Raw genomic sequence first — 18,596 nt, forward strand, 5'->3', positions numbered from 1 at the left:
GGCGGACCTCAGCTGCCGGGCTGCGCGTAGGCTTCCGGGAAGAAGTAGTCCTTCCAGGAGGCTGCGCGGTTCTTCAGGACGCCCAGCTTGTAGAGCTCGTCGGCGTAGGCCTGGCTGCGCTGGGGCTGGATCGTGTAGCTGTTCTCCGGATCCTCGATGATCTTGCGCACCAGCTCCGGCGCCAGCTTGGATTTCTGCACGCGGATAAAGATCTCGGCGGCCTTGGCCTTGTCGGCCTTGATCAGCTTGGCGGCCTCATCGAGGGCGGCGTAGAAGGCCTTGTAGGTCTTGGGATTCTCGTCGTGGAACTTCTGCGTCGTGTAAAGCACGTTGAAGGTCGCCGGTCCGCCGAGCACGTCGTAGGAGCTGAGTACCTTGTGCACGTTCTTGTTGGCCTCCAAAGCTTGGTAATAGAACGGCGCGCTGGAGAAGTGGGCGTTGATCTCGGAGCCGCCGGCGACCAGCGCGGCGGTAGCGTCCGGGTGGGCCAGGCTCACCGATATGGTGTCGAAGCGCTTGTAGTTGTCCTTACCGAAGACCTTGGCGGTTTCGATCTGCAGCACGCGGGACTGGAAACTGGTGCCGGCGGCTGGCACGGCGATGCGGTCCTTGTCGCCGAAGTCCTTGATGGTCTTCACGTTCGGGTTGCTGCTCAGCAGGTAGTTGGGCAGGCTGCCCAGGGCGGCGACCGCCTTCACGTTCTGCTTGCCCTTGGTGCGATCCCACAGGGCGAGCATCGGCGGCACGCCAGCCGACACGATGTCCAGGCTGCCGGACAGCAGGGCTTCGTTCATCGCGGTGGCGCCGGAGATCTGGGTCCATTCCACCTTGATGTCGAGGCCATGGGCCTTGCCGTGCTTCTCGATCAGTTTCTGGTCATGGACCACGTCGAGGATCAGGTAGGAGATGCCGAACTGCTGGGCGACGCGGATCTGTCCTTCGGCGTGGGCGGTCCAGCTGGCCGTCAGCAGGCCGAGGCCGCCGAGCAGGGCGAAGGTCTTGCGGGTCAGGGTTTTCATGGTTTCTCTCTGTTTTTTTGGGATTCAGAACGGCGCGTCGCCTTCGATGGTCGTGCGGTACAGTTTGCGGCGCAGGTGGTCGGGGGTGCCGGCGGCGACGTGCATCACCGAGCGGTTGTCCCAGAAGACCATGTCATGGGGCTGCCAGGCGTGGCGATAGACATGCTCGGGGCGGGTGCTGAGCTCGAACAGCTCGGCGAGGATCTGGCGGCTCTCGTCCTCGGGCACATCCACGATGCGGGTCGTGAAGTGCTCGCTGACGAATAGCGCCTTGCGGCCGGTTTCCGGGTGCGTGCGCACCACCGGATGGACCACCGGCTTCACCTGGTCGATCTGCTCCTGGCTCAGCTTGGGGCGCCACGGGCTGCGGCTGCGCAACTCCTCGTACTTGGCCAGGTAGCTGTGCTCGGCGCGCAGCGGGGCGATGGCCTTGCGCAGCTCGGCGGGCAGCGCGTCGTAGGCACTGTGCTGGTTGGCGAACAGGGTGTCGCCGCCTTCGGCCGGCAACTCCTGGGCGTGCAGGAAGGAGCCGAGGCTGGGCTTGTCCACGTAGGAGATGTCCGAATGCCAGAAGTGGCCGGCGTCGCCGAGGCCGATGGGCTGGCCGTTTTCGCGGATGTTGGAGACGATCAGCACTTCCGGATGGTCGGGCAGCGCGAACTGGTGCAGCACGTGGATCTGCAGCGGGCCGAAGCGGCGGCTGAAGTCCACCTGCTGGGCCGGCGTGATGTGCTGGTCGCGGAAGACCAGCACATGATGTTCGAGATGGGCCTGGTGGATGCGGCGGAAATCCGCTTCGCCGACCGGCTGGGCGAGGTCGAGGCCGATGATTTCGGCTCCGACCGCGCCGTTGAAGGGGCGGATTTCAAAGGATTGGGCGCGTACGCCGGCGGCGGGGGTGCTCAGTACTGCTTCCATGATGTCTGGGGCCGGTCGGAACCGGCCTGTCCGATAAAGGAAAGCTGTACTGTAGAAAGCTCAGACGCGCGGCTGAACCATTATATTTTCCGATGCTTATGAGCTGAAATACGCCTGAGCTTATGCAGTTTTGAGATTAGTGCGGGTTTGCGCCGCTGCGAATAAAGCGCAATCCGGTGGCGTCACGTCCTACTTCCCGTTCCCGAACTTGGCCTCCGCCGCTTTCGCGTCGGCGGCGATCTTGTCGTTGGCCTGCTTGGCGGTCTGGGCTTCGGTGTTGATGAACTGGCTGATGATCTGGCTGGTGGCCTGGATGTCGGCGTTGCCTTCCTTCTGCAGGCAGTCGAGCCAGGCGCGCTGGGTCTGCCGGTAGGTGTTTACCGCGCCGACGCTCTTGTTGAAGGCGTCGGGGTTCTTCAGGTCGAGGCTGACCTCGGCCGGGCGCGGGCCGCAGGCGTGGGTCCAGCTGCCGTTGTCGATCTTGCCGGCCTGGGCGGGCAGGGTGGCGGCGAGGCCGGCAGTGGTGAGGATGAGGGCGAGCTGGCGGGTCATGGTGTTCTCCGGTGGGTCAGCCCTTGGAGGCGGGCCGGGGGGCTTGGGGTGAGTTGGGGGTGTCGGTGGCGGCGGTCTTCGCTGCGGCCGGTTTGTCGCCGGGGCCGCCCTTGCGGGCTTTTTCGGGCAGGGCCTTGGGGCGCACGGTCTCGCCGTCAGCGAGCAGGTCCGAGGGGCTGCTGACCAGCACCGTGCCGGCCGCGATGCCGTCGATGATCTCGATCTCCCGGCCGAGGTCGCGGCCGAGGGTCACCTTGCGGAAGCTGACCGTGTTGTCCGGGCCGACGCTCACCACGCGGGTGCCGTCCTGGCCGGTGACCAGCACGTTGGTCGGCACCAGCAGCGCCTTGACGCTGCTCGTCAGGCTGAACGTCACCTCGCCGTAGGTGCCGGGCAGCAGCTTGCCGTCGGGGTTGGGCAGCTCAAGCTCCACCTGGCGCGTGCGGGTCACCGGGTCGAGGGCGCCGGCGGCGTGGGCGACTTTGGCGGTGAATTTCTTGCCCGGACTCTCGGGGATGCGCAGCGTCACTTCCTGGCCGGGGGCGATTTCGCTGGCGTACACCTGCGGGATCCACAGGGTCAGGCGCAGCGGGTCGGTCTGGGCGAGAGCGAAAAGCTCCTTGCCGTTGGCGGCGATCAGGTCGCCGACTTCCACGCTGCGGCGGGTCACCACGCCGTCGAAGGGGGCGACGATGCGGCGGAATTGCTTGAGCTGCTCGAGCCGGCGCACGTTGGCTTCCACCGCGGCGAGGTCAGCGCGGGCCTGGGCGGCCGCGCTGCGCTTCTCGTCCAGATCCTGGCGGGCCACACTGTCGAGGCTGGCCAGGTGTTCCCAGCGTTTCAGCGTGTCGCGGGTCAGGTCCACGCGGGCCTTCACTTGTTCGCGGGCGGCGCGGGCCTGCTCCAGCTCCTGATCCTGTTCCGGGGCTTCGATGGTGGCCAGCAGCTCGCCCTTCTTCACGCGCTCGCCGATGGTCTTGTGCCAGGCCGCAAGGTAGCCGCCGCTGCGGGCGATCACGCTGATCTCGCTGCGCCCTTGCAGGGTGGCCGGCAGGGCGACGCTGCGCTTGCTGTCGCCGGGGCGGGCGACGATGGTGGAGACGGTGCGGAGCAGGTTGTCGGCGGTGCGCTGTTCGAGGGCGCGGGCCTGCTGGTGTTCAAAGGCGAAGCGCAGGGCGCCGCCGGCGAGCAGCAGGCCGACCAGGCCAAGGCCGGCGAAGCGTGCGTAGCGCAGGGTCTTGCCGCCGGTGTGGCTGGCGAGGGGAGGAGGCGAGTTGAGGTCTGACATGGGGCGATTCCGGTTCGGTCAGGCGGGGGCCAGCTGGTGGCGCGGCCCGCGGCGCTCCAGCCGCAGATGGACGGCGGCGAAGACGAGGGGAACGAAGAGCAGCGTGGAGGCGGTGGCGAAGGCCAGCCCGCCGATCACCGCGCGGCCCAGCGGGGCGTTCTGCTCGGCGCCTTCGCCGAGGCCTAGGGCCATCGGCAGCATGCCGACGATCATCGCGAAGGCGGTCATCAGCACCGGGCGCAGGCGGGTGGAGGCCGCTTCCAGCGCCGCGCCGACGGGCGGCACGCCTTCGGCGAGGCGCGTGCGGGCGAAGGACACCAGCAGGATCGAGTTGGCGGTGGCGACCCCCATCGTCATGATGGTGCCGGTCAGCGCCGGCACGCTGAGGGTGGTGCCGGACAGGAACAGCAGCCAGGCGATGCCGGCCAGCGCCGCTGGTAGCGCGCTGACGATGATCAGCGGGTCGATCCACGACTGGAAGTTCACCACCAGCAGCAGGTAGATCAGCACGATCGCCACCGCCAGGCCGGTGGCCAGGCCAATGAAGGCGTCATGCAGCGTTTCCACCTGGCCGCGCATGACCAGGTCCACGCCGCGCGGCAGCCGGCCGCGGATGTCGTCGAGGACCGCCGCGATGTCGCGGCTGACGCTGCCCAGGTCACGCCCTTCCACGTTGGCATAGACGTTGAAGATCGGGTTGGTGTTGTAGCTGGTGAGCATCGGCGCCAGTGCCTGGCGGGACAGGCCGACCACGTTGCCGAGCAGTTGGGCGCCGTCCTCGCGGGCGCCGACCGGGGTACGCAGCAGACTGTCGAGGCTGTCGAGGGCGGCTTCCGGCGTGCGCACGCCGATGGTGTACAGGTTGTTGTTGCTCGGGTTGAGCCAGTAGGCGGGGGCCGCCTGCATGCTGCCGGACAGGGACACCATCACGTTCTGGGCCACGTCCTTGGCGGCCAGGCCGAGCTGTTGCAAGCGCACGCGGTCCATGTCCAGGGCCAGCGCAGGCTTGCTCCAGCGCTGATAGACGTGGGCATCGACAATGCCGGGGATGGCGCGCAGGCGATTGTTGAGTTCCACTGCCAGCGGGATCACATCGGCCGGCTTGCCGCCGATGAACTGGATGTCGATCGGTGCCGGCGTGCCGAAGTTGAGGGTCTGGCTGACCTGGTCGGCGGGCTGGAAAAAGAACTCCACGCCCGGGAAGCGCTCCGGCAGCAGCGCGCGCAGGCGGGTAGCGTAGTCGCTGCTCGGGGCGTGGCCCGGTTTGAAGGACACCATGATCTCTGTATCGGCGGTCTCGGTGGTGCCGGAGTTGCCGAACAGCGTGTTGCGGGTGGAGTAGGGGCCGCCGACGATGTCCAGGATGTCGCCCAGTTCGTCGGCCGGGATGGTCTCGCGGATCGTCGCCTCGATCTTGTCTATCAGGTGGGGCATCTCCTCCAGGCGAGTGCCGGATGGGGCGCGGACGTGCAGGCGCAGCTGGCCGGTGTCTACCGACGGGAAGAGATCCTGCCCGAGCAGTGGCACCAGGCCCAGGGACAGCAGGCACAGGCCGGCGAAGGCGCTGCCGAAGCGGCGGCGCTGGCGCAGCAGGGCGGCCAGCAGCACCGTGTAGTGCTCGCGCAGGCGGCCAAAGCCGTTCTCGAAGCCGACGTGGATGCGGTGGCACAGGGCGGCGAAGCCGGCGGCCGGCGGTGGGCGATGGACGCCGTGCTGGCTGGCCATCAGGTACATCACCAGTGTCGGCACCAGCGTCCGCGACAGCAGGTAGGAGGCCAGCATCGCGAAGACGACCGCCTCGGCCAGCGGTACGAACAGCGAGCGGGCCACGCCGGTGAGGAAGAACATCGGCACGAAGACGATGCAGATGCACAGCGTGGATACGAAGGCCGGTACGGCGATCTCCTGCGCGCCGTCGAGAATGGCCTGGTGCGGATTCTTGCCGAGGCCCATCTGGCGCTCGATGTTCTCGATCTCGACGGTGGCGTCGTCCACCAGAATGCCCACCGCCAGCGCCAGGCCGCCGAGGGTCATCAGGTTGAGGCTCTCGCCGAGCAGGTACAGCACCACCAGCGAGCAGCAGATTGACAGCGGGATGGACACCGCGATGATGCAGGTGCTGCGCCAGTTGCCGAGGAATAGCAGGATCATCGCGGCGGTCAGCGAGGCGGCGATCAGCGCCTCGTGCAGCACATTGCCGATGGCTGCACGCACGAACAGGGACTGGTCGAACATCAGCGTCAGCTTCATGTCCTCGGGCAGCTTGTCGAGGATGCGCGGGATCTCGGCGCGAACCTGGTCCACCACCTCTAGCGTGGACACGCCGCCGACCTTGAATACCGAGGTCAGGATGCCGCGCTCGCCGTTGTGGCGCACGATGGTTTGCAGCGGACCGGCGCCGTCGCGCACGCTGGCTACGTCGCGCACATGGATGGTCTTGCCGGCGACGGTCTTGACCGGGATGTCGCCGATCTTGGCGAGCGTGGCCACCGAGCCGTTGAGGGCCACGTCGTATTCCCGCTCGCCGATCTTGATGGTGCCGGTGGGCAGCGTGAGGGTCTGGTTGCCGATGGCCTCGCTGACGTCGGCCGGGGTAAGGCCGCGGGCGAGCAGCGCGTTGGTATCGATGTCCACCGAGATCTGGCGGTTGCGGGCGCCGAAGGGGGCGGTCAGCTCGACGCCCTTCTTGGTGCGCAGGGTGTTGCGCACCACGTCGTTGGTGAGTTCGCCCACTTCCGTTTCCGGCACCGTGGCGCTGGATACGCCGACCTGCAGCAGCGGCAGATCGGTGGCCGAGTACTGCACCACCTGCGGCGGCGCGATGCCGACCGGCATCGACCGGTAGGCCGAGTTGGCGGCGGACTGGACCTGGGCCAGCGCGGTGCCGATGTCGGTGCCGGGCTGGAAGAACACCTTGATGATCGACGCGCCGGCCACCGACAGGGACTCGGTGTGCTCGATGTTGTCCACCGACTGGGTCATCGCCCGCTCGGCGTTACGGCTGATGCGGCTGTAGATCTCCGGTGCGGGCAGGCCGTTGTAGCTGTAAAGCATGGCCACGACCGGGATGTCGATGGCCGGGAAGATGTCCACGGACATCTTCTTCAGCACATAGGGCATGGACAGCAGGATGAGCAGCGCCATCACCAGGAAGGTGTAGGGGCGCCGCAGGGCGATATTGACGATCCACATCGGGAATTCTGGGGCCGGCTGCGCGGGGCAGGGTTGCGCAAGCGCGCCGGGGCCGGGCTGGAACAAACCCCGATACCGGGCAAATTCCGGGCCATGGAGCAAAACCCTGTGTCCGCGCGGGGAAATGCCCAATCTGGGGCTCGAGGTTTGCGCAGAAATCAGCAGCCAGCCAGCGGAGAAGTTGGGTTTTCAGCAGTGGATGGGGGCGGGCATTTGGGGGCGTGGACGGCATGCGCCAGCAGAGCCCCGGTATTCCGGCGGATGGCGTGCCCGTGCAGCTGTCCTGGCATGGGCCGTGCGTCGCAATCCGGTTCGTTTCCGGCCCGCGCCTCCCCGCGGCCGCTTGTGAGTGGGGCGATCCGTGGAGCCCGGCCGGGAGACATCTACAGAAGAAGACCGCACAGGAACAACAATGAAGAAACGCATCTACGTCTGGCTGGGCCGTTCGGCGGCGCTGGCCCTCGGCCTGGCCGCCGCGGGCAGCGCCGGTGCCCAGCAAGTCCTGCCCCGTCCGCCCGAGCCCTTCGCTGGCAAGATCGATCCTTCCCGCGACAAGTCGGTGCCGGCCTGGCCGAAGCAGGCGCAGGCGCCGAAGGGGGCGCCCAACGTGGTGGTCGTGCTGCTCGACGACGTCGGCTTCAGCGCCGCCTCCACCTTTGGCGGCGTGGCCGACACGCCGGCGCTGCAAGACCTGGCCCGCAACGGCCTCAGCTACAACCAGTTCCATGTGACCAGCCTGTGCTCGCCGACCCGCGCTGCGCTCCTCACCGGGCGCAACCACCACGAGGTTGGCTTCGGCACCGTGGCCAACTCTTCGTCCGGCTTCCCCGGCTACAACTCGGTGTGGGCCAAGGACACCGTTTCCCTCGCCGAGGTGCTGCGCCAGAACGGCTACAGCACCTCGGCCTACGGCAAGTGGCACAACACGCCGGAATGGGAGATCACGCCGGCCGGCCCCTTCGATCACTGGCCGACCAGCCTCGGCTTCGAGTACTTCTACGGTTTCCACGGCGGTGCCGACAACCAGTGGGAGCCGCGCCTTTATCGCAACACCACGCCGGTGGAGCCGAAGGCCACGCCGGAGCAGGGCTACCACCTGACCGCCGACCTGGCCGACGAGGCCACCCGCTGGTTGCGCACCCACGATGCGGTGTACCCCGAGAAGCCCTTCTTCGTGTGGTTCGCCCCTGGCGGCACCCACTGGCCGCACCACGTGCCGCAGGACTGGATCGCCAAGTACAAGGGCAAGTTTGATCAGGGCTGGGACAAACTGCGCGAGGAGACCTTTGCGCGTCAGAAGAAGCTTGGCGTGATCCCTGCCAATGCGGAGCTGACTCCGCGCCCGCCCGAACTGCCGGCCTGGGATTCCCTGCCCGCCGAGCAGCGCCGCCTGCTGGCGCGGGAGGCCGAGATCTCCGCCGCCTACCTGGCCTACACCGACTTCCAGATCGGCCGCCTGCTGGCCGAGATCCGTGCCCAGGGCAAGTCCGACAACACCGTGGTGTTCTACATCGTCGGTGACAACGGCGCCGAGGTCAGCTCGCCGCTGCTCGGCCGCGATGCCACCGGGCCTGACGGACAGGCGGCAAGCCTGGAGGAACGCCTGAAGAACATCGACGCGCTGGGCACGGCGCGTTTCGACAACCTCTATGGCTCCGCCTGGGGCTGGGCCGACAACACGCCCTTCCAGTACGGCAAGGGCATCCCGTCCTATCTGGGCGGCACCCGCAACCCGCTGGTGGTGTCGTGGCCCAAGGGCCTGCGTGACAAGGGGGTGGTGCGCAGCCAGTTCAGCCACGTCACCGACATCGCGCCAACGATCTACGAGCTGGCCGGTATCCAGTTTCCGGACAAGGTCGAGGGCATCCAGCAAGTTCCGCTGGAAGGGCGCAGCCTGGTGTACAGCTTCGACAATCCGGCGGCCAGCTCGCCGCGCACGCTGCAGTATTTTGAGATCGGCGGCACCCGCGGCATCTACAAGGACGGCTGGTGGGCCGGCAGCCGCAACGTGACGCCACGCGGCAACGTGGTACTCAACCAGGCGCCCTTCGGCCAGCGCCAGTGGCAGCTCTACAACCTGAATGCGGACTACAGCCAGGCCCATGATGTGGCTGCCGCCAACCCGGACAAGCTGGCCGAACTGGTCGCCACCTTCGACAAGGAAGCCTGGCGCAACGACGTCTATCCGCTGACGCCGGAGGTTGGTGTCGGCCGTCCCAACCCGGCCGCCGGGCGCACGCTGTTCACCTACCGGGCCGGCGTCACCCGCATCCCGTCGCGGGTTGGGCCGGACGTGACGCGGCGCGCCCACCGCATCACCGCCGACATCGAGCTGCCGGCCCGCGGCGGCGACGGTGTGCTGATCGCCGACGGTGGCCGCTGGGGCGGCTTCAGCCTGTTCGTGAAGGACGGCCGGCTGGTCTATGAGGCCAACGCCCACGGCCATCGCAGCGGCCACATCGTGTCGTCGCGCCCGCTGCCGAAGGGCAAGCTGCAGGTCGCCTTCAGCTTCACGCCGGACGGCGCCGCCTCCTCCGCGCCCGTCGTGCAGGGCCAGCCGCCGGTGGCGGTGCCTGGCGTCGGGCGCTTGTTCGTGAATGGCGAGCAGGTTGGCGAAGGGCGCATCGCGAAGATCGTCTATGGCCCCTACGAGTCCCTCGATATCGGCGCCGATCTTGGCTCGCCGGTGAGTCTGGACTACAAGGTGCCGTTCTCTTTCACCGGCATCCTCGGCAAAGTCGAGGTGGAGCTGCGCTGAAAGCTGCTGTCAGCCGCCATCTCCCATCCTTCGGTGGGTGGTGGCGCATCGTCTTCCTGATGTTCCTGCTCGCCGCTCCGGCCCTGGCGCCGGCCGGCGACGCAGCGCGCTACGTCGGTAGCGAAGCCTGTACCGGCTGCCATGCCGACGAGGCCCGGCGCTGGCAGGCGTCCCACCACGCCCAGTCGATGCAGCTCGCCAGCCCGGCCACGGTGCTCGGCGACTTCCGCGATGTGCGCGTCAGTCACCACGGCCAGACCACGCGCTTCTTCCGCAGGGGCGAGGCCTTCTACGTGCGCACTGCCGGGCCGGACGGGCGTGAGGCGGACTTCCAGGTCACCCACACCTTCGGCGTGCATCCGCTGCAGCAGTACCTCGTCGCGTTGCCCGGCGGGCGCCTGCAGGCCCTCGGCGTGGCGTGGGACGCACGGCGCCGGGAGGAGGGCGGCCAGCGCTGGTATCACCTCTACCCGGACGCGCCGCCCAAGCCTGGCGAGCCCGTGCACTGGAGCGGCCGCGAGCAGAATTGGAACTTCATGTGCGCGTCCTGCCACTCCACCGGGTTGGTGAAGAATTACGATCTCCAGTCCGACCGCTACCGCACGCGCTGGGCCGAGATGGCGGTCGGCTGCGAGGCCTGCCATGGGCCCGCTTCGGCGCACCTGCTCTGGGCGCGGGGCGGCAAGCCGGCGGTAGCGGCCGATGCGGGCCTGACGGTGGCGACGCGGCAGCTGCGCCGGCTGGTCTTCCGCTACGACGGCAACCAGCCCATCGCCCGCAGCGACGGCGATCCGAAGGCCGGCCAGCGGGCCGGCGAAACCTGCTTCGGCTGCCACTCCCGGCGCCAGCAACTCACGGCGGAACCCCGGCCCGGAGCGGCCTTCCTCGACGACTACCGGCCGGTGCTGATCGAGCCTGGCCTCTACCATTCGGACGGGCAGATCGACGACGAGGTCTTCGAGTACGGCTCCTTCGTGCAGAGCCGCATGCACCGGGCCGGCGTCACCTGCAGCCATTGTCACGATAGCCACAGCCTCAAGCTGCGCACCTACGGTAACGCCCTGTGCGGACAGTGCCACCTGCCGTCCCGCTACGACCGGCCGGAGCACCACGGCCACGGCGAGGGCTCGGCCGGCGCCCAGTGCGTTAGCTGCCACATGCCGACCAAGACCTACATGGGCGTGCACGTGCGTCGCGACCATCGCCTGGCCGTGCCGCGCCCGGCCCAGAGCGCCCGCCTGGGCACGCCAGACGCCTGCACGGCCTGCCACAAGGACAAGAGCCCGGCCTGGGCCGCCGCCGCCATCGAGCGCTGGACCGGACGGCCGGAAGCCGCCGTCACACCGCCGGTCGCTGTGCTGGCGGGGCGCCGCGCCGGCGTGCCGCTGGCCGAACTGCTGTCCGCCGAGTATCCGGCGATCCAGCAGGCTGGCGCGCTGCTGCGCCTGCCCGGCAGCCTTGGGGCGGCGGACGCGGTGGCCCGGGCGGCTCGTTCCGGTGAAGGTCTGCTGCGCCTCGGTGCCGCGCGGGCGCTGGCTGGCCTGGCGCTGCCCGAGGCCTGGCGCATCGGAGATAGTCTGCTCGACGACCCGCTGCGGGCGGTGCGCACCGAGGCGGCCCGCACGCTGGCAGCGGTGCCTGCCGAGCGCCTGCCGCCGGCACGCCGGGAACGGTTGAGTGCCGTGCTGGCGGAATTGATCGCCAGCGAGGAGCTGGCCGCGGATCGCCCCGAGAGCCACGTCAACCTTGCTCGTATCCACGCCGCCCGAGGCCAGTCCGAGGCGGCTGAGCAGGCCCTGCGCACCGCCTTGCGTCTGGATACCGCTTTCGTGCCGGCGCTGGTGAACCTGGCCGACCTGTACCGCGCCAGCGGCCGCGAGGCCGACGGCGAGGCCCAGCTGCGGCAGGCCGTCAGACTCGCCCCGGCGGCCGCCGAACCGGCCCATGCCCTCGGCCTGGCGCTGATCCGCCAGGGCCGTCGCGATGCGGCGCTGCCGGAGCTGGCGCGGGCGGCTGCGCTGGCGCCGGACAATGGCCGCTACGCACTGGTGCTGGCCGTCGCCCAGCTGGAAAGCGGGCTGGGCGAGGCCGCGCTGGCGACGCTGACTGCGGCCCGCGTCCGCCTGCCGGAGGATGTGGCGCTGCTGCGCACCCTCGTGCAGATCGAGCGCCGCCTCGGCCGGCCGGAGGCGGCGCATCAGGCCGAGTTGCTGCGTCTCGAACGGGGGGCGGCGGCGGCCCCTTGAGCGAGCCCCCGGCCGGGTATGGGGAGGTTGCGAAATCAGCAGGCCGGCAGCAGACGGTGGCGTGATCTGTGTGCAGCGCAACAGCCCGGCCAATCGGTGGGCATCGCGATGGTGGCCGCGCGCATCCTCCGGCGCGTGGATTTATTTCGATAAATCAAGCGCGTGGCGGCAGGGCCCGATGGTTCGGCAGGGGGGTGGCACGGCCCGTGCAGGGGAAGGGCCTGCCCCTGCGGCCGAGGCCGCTCACCTCATTGTCTGTTACCGATACCGACCGCCATGAAACTCAAAGCCTCCCTCCGCGCCCTGGCCGCCCTTGGCGGTGTGCTGCTGAGCCTGTCCGGAGCCCACGCCCAGGAAGCCGTGACCCCGGCCATCTCCGGCGTGGTCGCCGCCGGCACGAAAATCGAACTCATCAAGGACGGCTTCAAGGGCACTGAAGGCCCGATCGCCGCGCCGGACGGCGGCGTGCTGTTCACCGAGAACCAGAACGCCCGCGTGATCCGTATCGCGCCGGATGGCTCCACCTCGGTTTTCCTCGACAACACCAACGGTGTCAATGCGCTGGCCTTCGCGGCCAATGGCGACCTGGTGGCGGTGCAGACCCTGCAGCCGAAGGTCGGCGTGATCTTGCCCGCCGGCAACGCGCGTACGCTGGCCGAGAAGGTGGACGGCGGCCTGTCCTTCGGCCGCCCCAACGACCTGGTGGTGGACAAGGCCGGCAACGTGTATTTCACCGATTCCGGGGCCAACGCCAATGCCAATCCCAAGCCGGACCTGTCCAAGATATCGCCGCCGGCGGTGTACCGCATCACCCCCGAGTTCGCGATCGAGCGCCTCGCCAAGGACATCGAGCGCCCCAACGGCATCCAGTTGAGCCCGGACGAGAAGGTGCTGTACGTGGCCAACACGGCCGGCGAGTACGTGTTCGCCTATGACATCGGCGCCAACGGCAAGCTCGGCCCGAAGCGCCAGTTCGCCAAGCTCGAAGGCTTCCGCCAGACCGACAACGGTCCGTCCAGTGGCGCCGACGGCCTGGCGGTGGACAAGGATGGGCGCCTCTACGTGGCCAGCAGCGCCGGCGTGCAGGTGTTCAGCAACAAGGGCGAGCCCCTCGGCATCATCGCGTTGCCGAAGGCGCCGCAGAACCTGGCCTTCGCCGGCCCCGGCAAGCAACAGCTGTACGTGGTCGGCCGTGGTGCGGTCTACCGTATTCCGGTGCTGACCGCCGGCTACGCCGGGCGCGCCAAGTAAGCCCGATTTTTACCGATTGTTGGAGGTTTCCATGACCCGCAAGACTGCTGCCGATTTCGAGCCTGAAGTGCTCAAGCTGTTCGACAAGTACGTGCATGGCATCATCCCGCGCCGGGAGTTTCTGAAGAACGCCGCCAAGTTCGCGGTAGCCGGTGTGACCGCCGAAGGCCTGCTCGAAGCCCTCAACCCGAAGTTCGCCGAGGCCCAGGAAGTGCAGGGCAATGACCCGCGCATCAAGGCCCAGTACGTGGAATACCCGTCGCCGGCCGGCTACGGCACGCTGCGGGGCTACCTGGTGCAGCCGGCCAACGCCAGCGGCAAATTGCCGACGGTGCTGGTGGTGCATGAGAACCGCGGCCTCAACCCGCACATCGAGGACGTGACCCGCCGCCTGGCCCTCGACGGCTTCATCGCCTTCGCGCCGGATGCGCTGTTCCCCCTCGGCGGCTACCCCGGCGACGAGGACAAGGCCCGCGATTTGTTCACCAAGCTCGACCAGAACAAGACCCGCGAAGACTTCGTGGCCGCCGCAGCGATCCTGAAGAAGCTGCCCCAGGGCAATGGCAAGGTTGGCGTGACTGGTTTCTGCTATGGCGGCGGTATCTCCAACTTCCTCGCCACCCGCATCCCCGACCTGGCCGCCGCCGTACCTTTCTATGGCAACCAGCCGGCACCCGAGGAGGCCGCCAAGATCAAGGCCCCGCTGCTGATCCATTACGCGGAGAACGACGAGCGCATCAACGCCGGCTGGCCCAAGTACGAAACGGCCCTGAAGGCGGCCGGCGTGAAGTACGAGGCCTACATCTACCCGGGCACCCAGCACGGCTTCAACAACAACACCACGCCGCGCTTTGACGCCAACGCGTCCAAGCTGGCCTGGTCGCGCACCGTGGCCTTCTTCAAGCAGCACCTGAAGGCCTGATTTTGTGTTCCCGTGGGGGCGAATTCGTTCGCCCGCGGAGCCCGTTCCTGCCGACGGTGGGCGAATGAATTCGCCCCTACGGTTCAATCACTCATCACTGAGATCGTACGGAGAAACAATGAAGAAGTTCGTCAAACCCCTGCTTGCCGCCCTGCTCGTGACCACGACCGCCGCCGCGACCACCATGGCCTTCGCCCAGCAAGCGCCGAAGCCCGAGCAAGTCATCAAGTGGCGCCAGTCCGTCTATCAGGTGCTGGCCTGGAACAACGGCCGCATCAAGGCCAGCGTGGACGGCACCTACAACAAGGACGAAGTGATCCGCGCCGCCAACGCCATCGCCGCCATCGCCAATTCCGGCCTCGGCGCGCTGTACCCGGCCGGCACCGAAACCGGCAAGGGCTGGCGTGAAACCACCGTCAAGCCCGAGCTGTTCACCGAGCAGGCCAAGGCCGGCGAAGCCGCCAAGAAGTTCATCACCGAAGCCAACGAACTCGCCAAAGTCGCCGCTACCGGCGACGCCGGCGCGGTCAAGGTGGCCTTCGGCAAGCTCGGCCAGACCTGCAAGGGCTGCCACGACGACTTCCGCAAGAAGGACTGAGCAGTTTGCGGCGGTGTCCGGGCCGGCCTTTTTTGCCCGACCGGCGGCTGTGCTCCGGACATCCTGTGGCGGGGCAGCTTCGGCTGCCCCGTTTTTCGTTCCGCCGTGTGCGGGCACGGCTCCCGCTGCTATTTTGGGGCTGGCCTTCGACCCGGAGATCCCGATCCTTGACGGGGCCACCGCCAGCATCGACCCAGTCCCGGCCGGCCGGGATCATGAAGGGGGCGGACCTGCATCGTGATCGTCGGCCGTGGGCGCCTGCTCGAAATGGGTAGCCACGAAGCCTTGTTTGCCCGGAATGGGCTCTACAGAACGCTGCACGAGGCCCAGACGCTGGCCGGTTGGTCGCCATCGTTAAGGATTTGGCCGGCACTGCTCCAAAAATGCTGGGCCGGACGCACGGATCGCGGTAAGTTCAAGCGCGAATCCATGCCTGCCGATCTGTCGACCTCACATTCATGCGCCCCTTCAAGCTGCACTGGCTATTTCTGGCTGTCTTGCTGCCGGGCATCGTCGCGCTGGTCGTATTGCTGGTGGACTCCTACCGCCGTGAAGCGGACAAGCTGCAACAGAACGCGCTGCAGACGGCGCGGGCGCTACGCCAGGTGGTGGAAGAGCAGGTCATCGGCAAGCAGAAGGTGTTGCAGGGCTTCGCGATGGGGAGCTGCGCCCTGGACCGGGGCGACTACGCGGCGCTCGGCCAGCAGGCCATGGCGCTGCTGGCCGAGACGGATTTCGCCGATGCGCTGGTGCTCACCGATGCCAGCGGCCAGCAGTACCTCAACACCCTGATTCCCGCCGGGCAGCCGCTGCCCATGACGAAGAACATGGTCCGCGTGCGGCGGATCTTCGACTCCCGGCGTCCGTATATCTCGGAGGTGGTCGTCGGTACCGTGGCCAAGCGCCACCTGATCACCATCGATGTGCCGGTGATCCGTGACGGCCAGGTATTGTTCGACCTGAACCTGGTCCTCTTCCCGGAGCGTCTCGGGCGCATCCTCAATACCCAGCAGTTGCCGGAGGGCTGGCGGGCATCCATCTACGATGTCACCGGCCATGTTGCTGCCCGCAGCCTGAACGGGGCTGGAGTCGCCGGTCAGCCGGTGCCGCCGGCCCTGATGGAGCGCCTCGCCGGGGCGCCCGAGGGGCTGGTGCGGGGCATGAGCCAGGACGGGAGGGATGTTCTCGGGGCGTATAGCCGCTCGGACCTGACCGGCTACTCGGTCGCGGTCGCCGTGCCGGTCGACCTCCTGGAACGGGAGCTCGCCCGCAACTTGGCGCTCAGCGCACTGCTCGTGGCCGCCATGACACTGGCCAGCCTGCTGCTTGCCCGGCGTTTCGGCGGGCAACTGCAGGCGGCGCTGCGGGGACTGGTCACGGCGGTGGACTCCGCTGCTACCGGGCGTTCGGAGGGGATTGCGCCCTCTGAAGGGCCGGCGGAGGTGCGCCACCTGTCGGCACAGTTTGCGCGGATGCTGCAGGCCCGCAACGAGGCGGACCGCGTGGTCCGTTCCGAACGCCAGCGCCTCTACGACATCCTCGAGACGCTGCCGGCCTTCGTCGTGCTGCGCACGCCGGATTTCCGGGTGGTGTTCGCCAACGCCATCTACCGCCAGCGCTTCCAGGATGAGCACGGGGACAACTGTGCGGCCTTGTTCAGCAGCCATGCGGCGCGCCATCTGGGGGAGGTGGGCTGCGAATGGGAGTGGGTGGGCCCGGATCGGCGCGTCTATGCGATCCACGACCGCCCGATCGTCGGCTCCGACGGGGCGCCACTGGTCCTCAAGATGGGGATCGACATCACCGAGAGGCGGGCCGCCGAAGCCGCCCTGCGGGATAGCGAAGAGAGCCTGCGTATCGCGCTGACCTTCTCGCCGAACGCGATCGTGATGGCCGACCAGCAGGCCCGTTTCACCTTTGCCAACCGGCAGGCCGAGCTGTGTTTCGGCTACAGCCAGTCGGAATGGCTGGCGATGAACGTCGCGGATCTCTTCCCGTCCTTGGAGGTCGAGCGGGTGATGACCCATTACCGTCGTAATGCGGCGGGCAGCCACGAGTTCTTCGAGGCTGTTACCCGTCACAAGAGCGGGCGCCTGATCGATGTGGAGATCAATGGCGTGCTGCTGCCCGACGGCCGGGTGCTCGGCGAGATCATCGACATCTCGGTGCGCAAGGCGGCCGAAAAGCAGATCCGCCAGTTGTCGATGGCTGTCGAGCAGAGTATCGAGAGCGTCGTCATCACCGACCTGGACACCCGCATCGAATACGTGAACGAGGCCTTCGTGCGCAGCTCCGGCTACCGCCGCGAGGAGGTCCTCGGCCAGACCCCCGCACTGCTGAAGTCGGGCCAGACGCCGCGCGCGACCTACGACGCGCTGTGGGCGGCGCTCGACGCCGGGCAGCCGTGGCGCGGCGAGTTCATCAACCGGCGCAAGAGCGGTGAGGTCTACATCGAGAACACGACCATCGTGCCGATCCGCGAGCACGACGGGCAGATCACCCACTACCTGGCGGTCAAGGAGGACGTGAGCGAGCGGCGGCGCATTGAGGGGGAACTGGAGCGCTACCGCTACCACCTGGAGTCGCTCGTCGAGGAGCGCACTGCGGCGCTGTCCATCGCCAAGGAGGCGGCGGAGGCGGCCAACCGCGCCAAGAGCACCTTCCTGACGACGATGAGCCACGAGCTGCGCACGCCGATGAACGCCATCATGGGCATGACGGCGATGGCCCTGCAGCGGGCCACCGATCCGCGCCAGATCGAGCAGCTCAGCAAGGCACGCCAGGCGACCCAGCATCTGCTGGCCCTGATCAACGACATTCTCGACATTTCCCGGATCGAAGCCGATCGCCTGACCCTCGACCAGATCGATTTCCGCCTGGACAGCGTGCTCGAAAACCTGCGCACGCTGATGGGCGGGGCGGCCGAGCAGAAGGGCTTGCTCCTGCAGATCAACGTGACACCGGAACTGGCCCAGCTGCCCTTGCGCGGCGACCCGCTGCGCCTTGGGCAGATCCTGGTCAATCTGGTCGGCAATGCGCTCAAGTTCACCCCGGCCGGGCGGATCGAGGTCTCCGTGACGCTGGGCGAGGAGGTCCCTGGCATGGTGGGCCTGCGCTTCGAGGTGCACGACACCGGCATCGGCATCGCCGCCGAGGATCAGCTGCGTTTGTTCGCCACCTTCGAGCAGGTGGATGGCTCGATGACCCGCAAGTACGGCGGCTCTGGCCTGGGGTTGGCGATCAGCCGGCGCCTGGCCAGAATGATGGGCGGCGACATGGGGGTGACGAGCGAGATCGACGTGGGCAGCACCTTCTGGTTCACGGTGTGCCTGCCGAGGGGCGAGGCGTGCGCGGTCCGGCCGCCCGGCCGGAGCATCTCGAACGCGGAGCTCGGCCTGCGCAAGCGCTTTCCCGGCGTAAGGGTGCTGCTGGCCGAGGACGACCTGGTCAACCAGGAGGTGGTGAAGGCCCTCATCGAGGAGGCCGGCATCCGCGTCGATGTGGCCGGCAACGGCGCCGAGGCACTCGAGATGGCCCGGCGGACGCCTTATGCGCTGGTTTTGATGGACATGCAGATGCCGGTGATGAACGGCATCGAGGCGGCCGGCGAGTTGCGCCAGCTGGACGGCTACGTGGAGACGCCGATCCTGGCCCTGACCGCCAACGCCTTCGAGGATGACCGCCGGGCCTGTCTGGAGGCCGGAATGGATGATTTCATCACCAAGCCGGTGGAGCCCGCCCGCCTGCTCGAGAGCCTGTTGCAGTGGCTGGAGCGGGCCGCGGATGAGCGCAAGTTTGCCGACAGCTAACCGCCAGATCCGTGCCAGTCTGAATCGCTAGCCTTTGGGGTTC

At 67.9% G+C, this 18,596-nt stretch carries 11 protein-coding genes; 6 read left to right on the forward strand and 5 right to left on the reverse strand.

Annotated features, from left to right (window positions below):
- Nucleotides 1-8 precede the first annotated feature (8 nt).
- The 5 genes from ACE3RX_RS04380 to ACE3RX_RS04400 form a co-directional block, all read right to left on the reverse strand.
- Entirely contained in the window at nucleotides 9-1,019 is a 1,011-nt protein-coding gene (locus tag ACE3RX_RS04380; protein ID WP_374480703.1) for an ABC transporter substrate-binding protein, read from the reverse strand.
- A gap of 24 nt (nucleotides 1,020-1,043) precedes the next feature.
- Complete coding sequence (locus ACE3RX_RS04385; RefSeq protein ID WP_374480705.1) at nucleotides 1,044-1,937, reverse strand: TauD/TfdA dioxygenase family protein; 894 nt, start codon at nucleotides 1,935-1,937, stop codon at nucleotides 1,044-1,046.
- 189 nt (nucleotides 1,938-2,126) lie between these two features.
- Entirely contained in the window at nucleotides 2,127-2,489 is a 363-nt protein-coding gene (locus ACE3RX_RS04390; protein ID WP_374480707.1) for a hypothetical protein, read from the reverse strand.
- Nucleotides 2,490-2,505: 16 nt separating this feature from the next.
- Nucleotides 2,506-3,777, reverse strand: a complete 1,272-nt coding sequence (locus ACE3RX_RS04395) for an efflux RND transporter periplasmic adaptor subunit (RefSeq protein WP_374480709.1) — start codon at nucleotides 3,775-3,777, stop codon at nucleotides 2,506-2,508.
- An 18-nt stretch (nucleotides 3,778-3,795) separates the two neighbouring features.
- Nucleotides 3,796-6,969 carry an efflux RND transporter permease subunit gene (locus ACE3RX_RS04400; protein WP_374480711.1) on the reverse strand — a complete coding sequence of 1,058 codons (3,174 nt, stop codon included), beginning with the start codon at nucleotides 6,967-6,969 and terminating at the stop codon, nucleotides 3,796-3,798.
- A 412-nt stretch (nucleotides 6,970-7,381) separates the two neighbouring features.
- Between ACE3RX_RS04400 and ACE3RX_RS04405 the strand changes: the two genes are divergently transcribed.
- The 6 genes from ACE3RX_RS04405 to ACE3RX_RS04430 all read left to right on the forward strand — a co-directional run bounded on the left by ACE3RX_RS04405 (nucleotide 7,382) and on the right by ACE3RX_RS04430 (nucleotide 18,553).
- A complete protein-coding gene (locus ACE3RX_RS04405; protein WP_374480713.1) occupies nucleotides 7,382-9,727 on the forward strand; it encodes an arylsulfatase in 2,346 nt (781 codons plus the stop codon).
- Between the two features lie 59 nt (nucleotides 9,728-9,786).
- The gene (locus ACE3RX_RS04410) at nucleotides 9,787-11,973 is read left to right on the forward strand and encodes a multiheme c-type cytochrome (RefSeq protein ID WP_374480715.1); all 2,187 of its coding nucleotides are present in this window, start codon (nucleotides 9,787-9,789) and stop codon (nucleotides 11,971-11,973) included.
- A 276-nt stretch (nucleotides 11,974-12,249) separates the two neighbouring features.
- Complete coding sequence (locus ACE3RX_RS04415; RefSeq protein ID WP_374480717.1) at nucleotides 12,250-13,224, forward strand: SMP-30/gluconolactonase/LRE family protein; 975 nt, start codon at nucleotides 12,250-12,252, stop codon at nucleotides 13,222-13,224.
- Between the two features lie 31 nt (nucleotides 13,225-13,255).
- The gene (locus tag ACE3RX_RS04420) at nucleotides 13,256-14,146 is read left to right on the forward strand and encodes a dienelactone hydrolase family protein (protein WP_374480719.1); all 891 of its coding nucleotides are present in this window, start codon (nucleotides 13,256-13,258) and stop codon (nucleotides 14,144-14,146) included.
- A gap of 118 nt (nucleotides 14,147-14,264) precedes the next feature.
- Nucleotides 14,265-14,744 (forward strand): cytochrome c, encoded by a 480-nt coding sequence (locus ACE3RX_RS04425; protein WP_374480721.1) that lies wholly within the window; start codon nucleotides 14,265-14,267, stop codon nucleotides 14,742-14,744.
- Nucleotides 14,745-15,202: 458 nt separating this feature from the next.
- Nucleotides 15,203-18,553, forward strand: a complete 3,351-nt coding sequence (locus tag ACE3RX_RS04430; protein WP_374480723.1) for a PAS domain S-box protein — start codon at nucleotides 15,203-15,205, stop codon at nucleotides 18,551-18,553.
- Nucleotides 18,554-18,596 lie beyond the last annotated feature (43 nt).

The organism is Zoogloea sp., assembly GCF_041914405.1.
In the GTDB taxonomy this organism is placed as follows: Bacteria; Pseudomonadota; Gammaproteobacteria; order Burkholderiales; family Rhodocyclaceae; genus Zoogloea.